Source organism: Shewanella algicola, from assembly GCF_014648035.1.
GTDB lineage: Bacteria > Pseudomonadota > Gammaproteobacteria > Enterobacterales > Shewanellaceae > Shewanella > Shewanella algicola.
The window spans coordinates 70,731-81,252 of the sequence record NZ_BMQI01000020.1 but is presented as its reverse complement, the minus strand read 5'-3'; the positions used below and the strand labels follow the sequence as shown (position 1 = coordinate 81,252).

Annotated in this window: 9 protein-coding genes and 1 tRNA gene; 2 read left to right on the top strand and 8 right to left on the bottom strand. The window is 40.7% G+C overall.

From position 1 onward, the window contains the following. From IEY42_RS22710 to IEY42_RS10565, 5 genes are all read right to left on the bottom strand, one after another. Positions 1–162: transposase (locus IEY42_RS22710; protein WP_188925194.1), on the bottom strand; the 162-nt coding region annotated here is incomplete at its 3' end. Positions 163–416: 254 nt separating this feature from the next. Further along, positions 417–1,154, bottom strand: a complete 738-nt coding sequence (locus tag IEY42_RS10580) for a hypothetical protein (protein WP_188925193.1) — start codon at positions 1,152–1,154, stop codon at positions 417–419. 165 nt (positions 1,155–1,319) lie between these two features. Further along, complete coding sequence (locus IEY42_RS10575; RefSeq protein WP_188925192.1) at positions 1,320–1,661, bottom strand: hypothetical protein; 342 nt, start codon at positions 1,659–1,661, stop codon at positions 1,320–1,322. 427 nt (positions 1,662–2,088) lie between these two features. Next, the gene (locus IEY42_RS10570; protein ID WP_188925191.1) at positions 2,089–3,432 is read right to left on the bottom strand and encodes a tyrosine-type recombinase/integrase; all 1,344 of its coding nucleotides are present in this window, start codon (positions 3,430–3,432) and stop codon (positions 2,089–2,091) included. Between the two features lie 87 nt (positions 3,433–3,519). Further along, positions 3,520–3,609: transfer RNA gene (locus IEY42_RS10565), tRNA-Ser, on the bottom strand. Between the two features lie 257 nt (positions 3,610–3,866). On the opposite strand from IEY42_RS10565, the gene IEY42_RS10560 reads away from it, so the two are divergent. Next, on the top strand, positions 3,867–5,606 hold the full coding sequence (locus IEY42_RS10560) for a S16 family serine protease (RefSeq protein WP_188925190.1): 1,740 nt from the start codon (positions 3,867–3,869) through the stop codon (positions 5,604–5,606). Between the two features lie 77 nt (positions 5,607–5,683). Beyond that, positions 5,684–6,199, top strand: coding sequence for a bifunctional 3-hydroxydecanoyl-ACP dehydratase/trans-2-decenoyl-ACP isomerase (fabA, locus tag IEY42_RS10555; RefSeq protein WP_188925189.1), 516 nt, complete (start codon positions 5,684–5,686; stop codon positions 6,197–6,199). A gap of 82 nt (positions 6,200–6,281) precedes the next feature. Here the strand turns inward: fabA and rmf are convergent, their stop codons facing one another. From rmf to IEY42_RS10540, 3 genes are all read right to left on the bottom strand, one after another. After that, positions 6,282–6,458, bottom strand: coding sequence for a ribosome modulation factor (gene rmf / locus IEY42_RS10550; RefSeq protein ID WP_160053401.1), 177 nt, complete (start codon positions 6,456–6,458; stop codon positions 6,282–6,284). Positions 6,459–6,682: 224 nt separating this feature from the next. Beyond that, the gene (locus IEY42_RS10545; RefSeq protein WP_188925188.1) at positions 6,683–8,578 is read right to left on the bottom strand and encodes a DUF3466 family protein; all 1,896 of its coding nucleotides are present in this window, start codon (positions 8,576–8,578) and stop codon (positions 6,683–6,685) included. Between the two features lie 26 nt (positions 8,579–8,604). Next, positions 8,605–10,521 carry an ABC transporter ATP-binding protein gene (locus IEY42_RS10540; RefSeq protein ID WP_188925187.1) on the bottom strand — a complete coding sequence of 639 codons (1,917 nt, stop codon included), beginning with the start codon at positions 10,519–10,521 and terminating at the stop codon, positions 8,605–8,607. Position 10,522 lies beyond the last annotated feature (1 nt).

Here is a 10,522-nt window from a genome sequence, read left to right as displayed (position 1 = left end):
ACTCTCTGCCAAACTAGAACCTACTTTTAAATACTTATCTCGCCATGAATACAAAGTAGATAAATTGATACTTTCTAGCTTTGCGAATTGGCCTAATGATAAGCCACTTTCAAGGAGCTTTCTAATGACGGCTTGCTTATGCTCTTCTGGATAATGCTTCATTCATAACAAACTTACCGCTCCCTGTTTTATTTTTATGAAAAACTGAGGCGACAACTATCCTGACACAGGGGGCAATTGCAATTTCTCGATTATTTAGAATATCCACGAGCTTCCTTGGGTATTTAACGCCCTGCTAACGGCGGGAGCAACGTAATACGTTGCTCCCGCACACCACCTTAATCACTAAAATCAACGCATATTGAAAATATATACATTGAGAATCCCTCTTGAACCTTATTTGTTAGTTGTTTGGCTCATAGAAAATGTAACAACAAACGTCCAATAGAGTTAACTAAGTCTCGACTGTAAATAGCTAGCCATTTATTTGCATCATGATCAAAGTGTGAGTCACTGAAGCTATTTCTAGAGTTTGCAATTGCGCTGGTAAGTGTAGAAATACTTGTCAGCATTTGAGCTGGATAACTACCTACGGCTGAGAGCTTTGAATCAATGTCAGTTCGAACTAATTTGGACAATGGCATTAAATCAGTGACATTACTGCTAGCTGGAACATGCTTCTGAACATAAGATTTATACAAGCCCTCCAGACACGTATATGCCAAGGTCATTGCGTTGTTATAGTTTGCTGTATCTATTGCATTGTCAATTTTAGACAGTGTCGAGTTGAGCTTATCAGAACTCCATTGATGGTTCGGAATAGTAGCCTTAGGAACAGGGTTACCGTAACCAAACATATATGCTCGAAGGTCTTGAGCTTCAGTAGGAAAATGAGGCTCGACAATATCTATAAAGGCACGAAACACTTCGAACCGTGTTGACTCATCTAGATGTTGGAGAATGTCCCAGTAAAAATCACGTCGAGTTGTACTTTGTTTTAGCCTGTTTCTTTCTTCAATGTAGAGCGAATAACCCGGCAAGCCACGGTCAAACTGCTGAACTACCTTTATGAAGTCTGAGCCACTATGGTAAGCGGGTGAACCTGTTTTATCCAACATACTGAACAAACGACTATAAGCAGATATCCACTGCATTTAACACTTCCTTTTTAAAACAACTTGAATCGCCTCCGATGGTGTAGGTACTTTGTATCATTACTAAAATTTGGTCAACCGAATTGGTTAAACTGGACAGAGCCTCAACGAGCGTAACACCGAATGGGGCAAAAGTTTGTTAGATTTAGCAGAACTGCATTGGAACTAATTTTCAAGTGAGCCGATGACCTTAACAGCGATTTCTTTAGGGCACTCGCCATATGATTGCTGGAGACGAATAAATGATTCTGCATTAAAGCAGACGCTTAAGACATCCAAAGGTGTTCCTTTAAGTGTTTGCATTGGAAAAGTCACCATATTGTCATCGATACTTAACTGCTCCCAAATAATAATTTGACCTTCCTTGTCTCTTAAACGCCTAGACTCTTTTAATTCTGAGCATCTTATTTTTAATTCCAGCCATAATTCGATGGACATATCATTAGAGCGCGCTTTTGTGTGAAGCTCGGAAACTTTCGCTTTATATCTCTTACTCGCATAACGCATATAGCCCCCGAATCTTACGTATTGTTTACAAGGCATCTTAGCACGGCGGCTCCCTCTAAATGCTGCAACTATCTCACAAAAAGCTCCAGTTAAAACTACTTACTCACTCTTTTATACAAACTAATTTCGCTCTCAGTGAGAGCGAAAAGGTTTGTTTCGCACTACCCTGTAGCTGATTCGTGCTGGGTTGCAGAGTATTTAAGACAATTTATAAAAAAATCAATGTTTGAAACGCTTGTTTGATTTATAAGTTTTTCTTCGCACTCACTGACTGCGAGCCATTTTCAATACCATTATATTTCGCTCTCTGCTGTAGCGAAATAATGACAGCTTTGGCAGTGTTTGTGCCTCAACTGACACTGTTACTGCCAATCGAGACAGATTGTTAATTTAGGTTTAAAGTTTATTTATTAACCACACCCGATCATCAAATTTGATATTCAATTCTCTCAATATCCTTCAGCAATGCAGCAACGTTTACATCTTTGCCGTAACGACTGAAAGTGATGTTGGGATTAGCGTGACCGACGATTTGAGCAACGATATGCTCACTGATATCCAGTTGCTTCATTTCATCGATAAACGTGTGCCTAAAGCCGTAGGCGGTTGGACGCTTATTCGCTTGCATGCCGATTTCATTTTGAAGCTTTGCGAGTTGTTTACAGTAGTTTTTTGACCAGTCTTCGTTAATTCCAACGGGTTTATAGTCAAACAGCTGTATTTGTTGTGTTTTGCGTTGAGTCACAAAGGCCATAAAGCCTTGTTCGAGTAATGCACTATGAATTGGTACATAGCGCTTAGCATTGATGTTTTTTATTCGTTGCCCTGCACCGCTGTCATCAACGCTTATGCAGTCAACGCCATCTACTTGCTTGATATCACTTAATAACAGCTGGCACGCTTCAGATGGCCTTAAACCGCCATAAAGCATCATGAGTGTGACCCACTTAAAATCGTCGGTTGAGTCGTTAAACGCAGTCGAGCGTATTAATCTTTTTAATTCAGATGCAGTCCAGCGGTTGCGGCCTTGATTCGCTTTGGCTTTCGGTTTTTGACCGACGGTGACGCTTTCGAATGGGTTGTGGTTGGAGTAGTTCATTAACTGACACCATTTAAAGAACTGAAATATGGCGGCTAAGTACTCTTTATTGCTTTTGTAGCTTCGGCCTTGCGTTAGTAACTCATCGCGGTAGGTCATTGCATCTGCGCTGGTTATATCGTGAACGCACTTACTTTCAGCTTTAGTTTTGGATTTTGATTTATCTTTTGATTTTTCTTTTGATGATACGGTATCAATAAAATGGCGTATGCGTTGTTCAAGTTGCTTGATAGAGAGCGGTCTGATGGCTGATTTTTGTTTTGAAATAATAAATGCGCTTAATGCTTCATCTAAGCCCAGTACAGGCATTGCTTGCGCAACAACTGTGGTTTCACGATGCTCAGACAGCTTAGTGTCTCTGATTGGGATGCTATGAGGTTTCGGCGTGATGTTGAACGTGATATCAGCATCCGCAGCATCAAACTGCGCTCTAAGATTGTTAATGACTTCATCAACGTAACGAATAAAGTCATTAATACGAGTTTGATGGTCAATAGACTTGATGATTTTTTTGAGTGTTCCGGCAACATCAATGTTGCGGATGACCGCTTCTGCTCTGTCACGAGTCAGTAAGGAGACTTTTACGTCAAAGGGGAAGCCCTTGTCGCGTAAATATTTGGATAAACAGATACGTGTGAAGTATACGTTGTTGGGTGCTCGATAAAGATACATTGTCTGAGTCAATCCTTATGGAGAGCCACTCAAACGCCAGAAACAAAAAAATCCGTTGATAATCAACGGCTTTTCTCGTATTTAATGTGGCGGAGGGATAGGGATTTGAACCCTAGAACGGGATAAACCGTTGCCGGTTTTCAAGACCGGTGCATTCGACCACTCTGCCATCCCTCCGAACGGCGTGAATAATATAAGTAACTCGTTTGCTTGTAAACAATAAATTTAAAAAATATGCCCAAATGTATACCATTTAATCGCCCTGTTTTAATTTTGTGCATGTAGTACACCAATAAGCGGCTTTTTTAGTCCAAACATCAACAAATACAGGGCATACCTTATTATACTCCCTCGTAAATGTGCTGAGGCTTTTGCTGCACTTTATGCTAATATCGAATGATTATTTTTTGTTGTCATGGCCAAATTATCACTATATGAATCCAACGTTACTGCCTAGTGCCAAACTTGCCCCTCAATATCATTTACCAGAAACTGCAACATCGACTTATTTTTTAAGTCATTTACTGCTTGGTCAAGAACGCGCTGTAGATGCATTTAAATTAATGACCAAAATCGATTCGCAGCATTTGTTTCTTGGTGATTTCGCTGGTGTTGATAGACCTTTATTTATCAAGGCATTAGTGTCTCAGGCTGATACGCCGTCTAATAACTATTTAGTCGCGACGAAAAAGTTGTCTGACGACGCTGAGATCCAGTTTAAATGGCAAGCTGCATTGCCTGCACAAAATGTCGGTATTGTTGCTAAGCAAGAATCATTGTCGTGTTATTTACAAGGCACCATTCGTCGGGCTGATTTATTAGGCCGAATGGTAAAAACGGATAAAAACAGTCTCTATAAGCCAGGTGCGTTAGCGTCAAACCATTTGGTTTTTATATGTTTAGAGTCAATTTGGCAACGTGAAAACCTGTGGGATTTGTTAATGCAAATCCTGCATGACGGTTACTATCGTATTAATAATGAGCTGGCTCCAATCCCGGTTAATTGTAAAATTATTTTGGTTGGTTCTGGAATGGCTTACAGCCAACTACGATTAGAAGACCGTAAATTTACATATCACTTTCCGCTACTTGCGGAGATGAGTAACGAAGTTGACTTAATTCAACACCCTGAGTCGGCTTACGTTCAATGGCTCAATGTATTAGCCAAAGACGAAGGCGTGGAGCTAGAAGCATCGAGTTTATTACCTTTATTTTGGTATAGTTCTCGACTTGTTGAACACCAACAACGCTTAAGTTTAAACATGCTTGAAATTAAGCAATTGTTAGCTCAAGCCAAGGCTTATGCCGGTAGGTCATTGTTAAATGCTGCATCTATTGCTAAAGCGCTGGAGAAGCTTAAGTTTCGCCATAATAGTTCTGAAGTTTATTCAGCGCAGAGTTTTGATGATAATTTCATAAACCTGCCAACCAAAGGTACTATGGTAGGACAAATTAATGGGCTAACGGTCATTGATACGGGTGATTACACCTATGGTGAACCGGCTCGCATTACCACTTCTGTCCACTATGGTGACGGTGAAGTGGCCGATATTGAACGTAAATCTGAGTTGGGCGGTAATATCCATACTAAAGGTATGATGATTTTATCGGCGTGTTTATATCGTATTTTTGGCCGCGATGCTCCGCTACACCTCAATGCTAACATTGTGTTTGAACAGTCATACCAAGAAATTGATGGTGACAGTGCGTCATTAGCGGAGTATTGCTGTTTAATGTCCGCCATTGCCGAACAACCTATTGTACAAAGTTTAGCCGTAACAGGTGCGTTAGATCAGTTTGGCAATGTACAAGCGATTGGCGGCGTGAATGAAAAGATTGAAGGGTTTTATACCTTATGCCAACGCCGAGGTCTTACGGGTGAGCAAGGGGTGATTATTCCTAAAGCAAACGTGTTGCAACTTAATTTAGAACCCGCTGTAATTGAAGCAGTTAATAAGGGATTATTTCATGTTCATGCCATTGAACATATGGACGAAGCCGTTGAAATTTTAATGCAAATGCCAGCGGGAGTTGCCAATGAAGACAACGATTTTGCCTCAGAAACCCTTTATGGTTTAGTACAACAACGATTAGATAAACTCGCGGGTCAAGATGATGAAGATGTTGAGCTCAACTTTTTTGCTAAATTGCTAGCTAAGTTACGTATTATTTAGTGATCGGAGTTGTTTAGCTTACACGTGTTCGCTATCTTGTTGGCATTATATAGTTAATTAGAGTGGTATAGGATTAAATGGAAAAAGCTAACAGTTTTACTAAAGAACAACTTGTCGCCTGTGGAAACGGAAATCTTTTAGGCCCTAATAGACCGCGTTTACCTGTCGATAATATGTTGATGATTGACCGCATTATTACTATCAATGAAGATGGCGGTGAATTTGGTAAAGGTGAAATTGTTGCCGAACTCGATATTACTCCTGATTTATGGTTTTTTGATTGCCACTTTAAAACAGATCCTGTGATGCCAGGTTGCTTAGGCTTAGATGCAATGTGGCAGTTAGTCGGCTTTTATTTAGGCTGGGAAGGCGCTGAAGGTAAAGGTCGTGCTCTTGGTGTAGGTGAGGTTAAGTTTACCGGCCAGGTGTTGCCTGACGCTAAAAAGGTGACCTACAAACTGAACATTAAACGTAAGATCCATCGTAAATTAGTAATAGGTATTGCCGATGCCACTATGGAGGTTGATGGTCGTCAGATTTATTCAGCTACCGATTTAAAAGTGGGTATTTTTAGCGATACATCTACATTCTAACCAAACGTTTAAAAAATTAGGGATAAGTTCCTAATACAATAATGCCCTCGGATAAGCATCTTGAGGGCATTTTTATTGACTGTTATTTGTTAAACAATCCACTAAGGCGGCCATCTACTCCTTCGCGCCATCCACCTAGCCATTGAGACCGTGAGTCAAGATTAGCGTGAGGGCAAACCTCCTTTGAACGCCCTCCTATTCCTGCCTGAAATCCTTTTGAAAAAGCTCTGTCTAAACGATCTCTTTTCTGTCTTTTCATGCATGCGTCCTCTTCCATTACAGGCTTCTGTTTGACGAATTGGAGCTGAAGCCTTGCATATAGAAATAGACGCTTTTTTAGCCAAGATCAATCAAAAAAATGATCGTTTTATGGACTTTTTATTAAGGTATTGAGAAATAAATTAAAAAAATCGAGGAAACCCTCGATTTTTTTTGAGTCTCTAAACCAACGCCTTTCAGCTTAAGATTTAGTGATAATAACTGTTACTTTTTAACTCGACGACGTAACCATAAAAATGGCAGAGCAAATAACCAACCAAAACTCGCAGCGCCTTGACGTTCATATGCGCCATCATCTTCAGCATCTGTAGATGAACAAGCTTCGCCACCTGTTGGTTTAAGCACGACCATACGAGGTAAATATGACGTCACAGGGTCGCCATTACCGTCTAACTCAAACAGTGCTAAGCCATTTTCACCAACAATTAAATCACCACTGGTGTCGTATTGATACTCTGGTTTACGAATAAACGCGGTACCCACAATCGTGCCATCTTCGTTGATGCTGTTCGCTTCAACTACTGAAATATCGCTTTCATAGGTCAAAATCTCACCGGTGCCATCTTGTACGCTGACAGTATTACGCTCCCAATCGCCATCGGTATTACGCAAAAAGCCTTTTGATTCACATGTTAATTGTTCATTTAAATCAACAAATTCTTCAGTGTTCATGTCGTATAAAAAGCCAACTTTAGGACGCGGAGTATCTTTGTCGTATGTCGATTCAATGTAACCTACAACCTGCCCTTGGTTGTTGATGTCTTTACCTTTACTGCTTAAATCTGATAACGAAGTTTGGAAATCGTTAGGTGTAGTTATGCCTTCTTCAGGGTTGTTGGTGTCAAAGGTAAAGAACTTACTACGAAGATAACCATCGATGTATTTAGTGTAACTACCCACTAAAATACCTGAATCGTTAATATCATAGGCAATTGAATAGTAGACTTCGTCTTCCATTTCTACCCAATTGTATTCGTAATCGCCATTTTCATCTCTGGTCCAGTATGCGGCATCAAAATATAAATCATCTTCATCACCGTTACGGTATACGTGTGAACGCCCAGCGACATCACCGTTAGAGTTAATTCCTAAACCTTGAGAAGTAAAAATAAGCGTTGAATCTTCATCTGGGGTTAAGCCAAGCTCTAATTCAGTGCTTTCAGGTAAGCCGTCTTCATCTAAATTATCAAGATCCCACACAAAACCACGGGTTTGATATTGGATATAACGAGTGCCATTACCTGCGTCTGGATATTGCAGAATTTGCACACAGATATCGGTTGGGATTGGGTTGTCAACATCGGTATCTTCAGCTTCTTCAATACAGTTATCAATACGATCTTCACTGGCTGATGAAAGCTCGGTACTACCATAACCCACCACTAAGTTATCACTATTGACTCTTGAAGCAAGTGACCAGCCGCCCACTTCAACCGTGGCGGCATCAACGTCGGAAGTTTGATCACGTTCATAAGTAGTAAATGATGGCATTAATGGATATTCAATGTCATTTTTTACCGCTATACCGCGCAGCTCAAATTTACGGTAATAGAAATATTCTTGAGTGGTACTTGTACCTTCGTAGTCTAGTGTGAGTTCTTCACCTGTGTAGGCTCCGACTTTTACACCATTGTTGTTAATACCGTAAAAATAAGTATCAACATCGTTTACAATCAATTCATCGTCGTCATCATAATCTTCATTAGAAGGGTCGAATGTATTGGCCATACTGAAGAACTCTGGCACCCAAGAGCCTACTGAAGCGTTATCACTGGCAATAAAAGTAAAGTTGTTGGCTTCAATTTCTGAATAAACAGAATAAGTGATGGTTTCCGCTTCTGAAATACCGTCCTCGACATCAATCACTGAGTCATCGACATCGTCTGTAGTAAGCTTCTTTTTACCTTTAGAAATACCAACGAGCTCATCTTCGTCGTTGATGGCCATTGCATAGCCATTTCGTGTGCCATCTAAAGTACCATTTAAATCGTAATCTTCAATGTTTACAATTTCATACACAGACGCGGCTTGAGCCGAACCAATAACACTTAATACACCAATTGCGACTAATGATAAGGCTTTATCAAACTTTAACTTCATGTAACCATTCCTGTTTTATTAATGCTTTACTTCATTGACTCTAGTTCTTCCCAGCGTTGGAAGCACAGCTCTAAATTCTGTTCACTCTCTGCTAATGTTTGCAGAGCTTTATTAACCGTATCGGTAGGTTGATTATAAAAATCTGCACTACTTACCGTTTGCTGTAATGTTTCTATCTCTTGTTCAAGCTTTTCCATTTGGCTTGGAAGTGCTTCTAACTCTTTTTGTAATTTATAAGAGAGTTTTTTTGCTGCCTTTTCAGGTGCTTTTACAGGCTTTGTTTCTACTACTGGTTTCGATTGGACAACATTAGTTGCAACTGGTTCCTCAGAATAAAATTTAGCGCCCTGAGAAATCGCATCCTGGTAACCACCCACGTATTCAGACCAATGACCATTACCTGCAAACCACCAGCTACTGGTGACGGTATTATCAATAAATGCTCTGTCGTGACTGACTATCAATAAAGTACCTTCGAAATCGGTGAGCAGAGACTCTAACAACTCTAAGGTCTCAATATCAAGGTCGTTTGTTGGTTCGTCGAGAATAATCAAGTTTGCAGGGCGTAATAACAATCTTGCGAGTAATAATCGGTTCTTTTCGCCACCAGAAAGCGCTTTAACCGGTGTGCGGGCACGCATAGGCGAAAACAAGAAATCTTGTAAGTAACTTAAAATATGGCGGTCTTGACCATTAATCGTCACGGTGCTTTTGCCTTCACCGACGTTTTCTTCAACGGTTTTTTCAGGGTCAAGTGCTTCGCGATATTGGTCAAAGTAAGCCACTTCTAATTTGGTACCGACTTTGATTTCACCTGATTGCGGTTGTAGCTTTTCAATCAATAATTTAATTAAGGTCGACTTACCACAACCATTAGGACCAATTAATGCAATACGATCACCGCGCATAACCGTGGTATTGAAGTTTTTAACTAGGTCTTTGTCTGGCAGGTTGTAATTAACGTTTTTAACATCAAACACTAACTTACCTGAGCGCTCGGTATCAGACACGGCCATTTTGGCATTGCCTTGACGATTGAGTCGTTCTCCACGTTCAGCTCGTAATGCCTTTAAGGCTCGAACGCGGCCTTCGTTACGAGTACGACGCGCTTTAACACCCTGGCGGATCCAGGTTTCTTCTTCTGCGAGCTTTTTATCAAAATGGGCGTTTTTCTCCGCTTCAACACGCAGCCACTCTTGCTTGCCATCTAAATATGCTTGATAGCTACCAGGCCATGAGGTAACAACGCCACGGTCTAAGTCGACGATTCGGGTTGCCATTCGTTGAATAAAGCCACGGTCGTGACTGACAAATACGATGGCGCCTTTAAAGTTTAATAAAAATTGCTCTAACCATTCGATGGTATCAATGTCGAGGTGGTTGGTTGGTTCGTCGAGCAGTAATAAATCTGGCTCAACCACTAACGCACGGGCTAAAGCCACTTTACGCTGCCAGCCACCTGATAATTCATTTAATGGTTTGTCAGGATCTAGCCCCAATAATTGGCAGTTTTGGATGATGCGCGAATCTAATTGCCAACCATTGTTGTGGTCTAACACTTCCTGAATACGCTGCATTTGATTAAGCATGCGTTCCATGTCGTCGGGATTCGCTTCGGCCACATCGTGCGATAGCTGATGATATTTTTCTAATGCTTCACCAATTTCTTTTAAACCTGCAGCAATATAAGAATATACCGAGCCTGTTTCTGCTTTTGGTGGATCTTGTTGTAAACGGCTAACGTTGACATCATTGGCAATGTTAAATTCGCCATCATCGAGTAATACATCACCTGATAACACTTTCATTAGGCTAGATTTACCCGCACCATTGCGACCAACAATACAAACGCGCTCGCCGGGCTCAATAGTAAAATCTGCATTGTGCAGCAAAGGAGTGTAACCGTAGGCTAATGAGCCATTATTTATCCGAACCAGACTCAAT

Bases quoted from the DNA above. Each gene is read 5' to 3' on its own strand.
- IEY42_RS10580 (WP_188925193.1), bottom strand. From the start codon at position 1,154: ATGCAGTGGATATCTGCTTATAGTCGTTTGTTCAGTATGTTGGATAAA.
- rmf (WP_160053401.1), bottom strand. From the start codon at position 6,458: ATGAAAAGACAGAAAAGAGATCGTTTAGACAGAGCTTTTTCAAAAGGA.
- IEY42_RS10560 (WP_188925190.1), top strand. From the start codon at position 3,867: ATGAATCCAACGTTACTGCCTAGTGCCAAACTTGCCCCTCAATATCAT.
- IEY42_RS10570 (WP_188925191.1), bottom strand. From the start codon at position 3,432: ATGTATCTTTATCGAGCACCCAACAACGTATACTTCACACGTATCTGT.
- IEY42_RS10575 (WP_188925192.1), bottom strand. From the start codon at position 1,661: ATGCGTTATGCGAGTAAGAGATATAAAGCGAAAGTTTCCGAGCTTCAC.
- fabA (WP_188925189.1), top strand. From the start codon at position 5,684: ATGGAAAAAGCTAACAGTTTTACTAAAGAACAACTTGTCGCCTGTGGA.
- IEY42_RS10545 (WP_188925188.1), bottom strand. From the start codon at position 8,578: ATGAAGTTAAAGTTTGATAAAGCCTTATCATTAGTCGCAATTGGTGTA.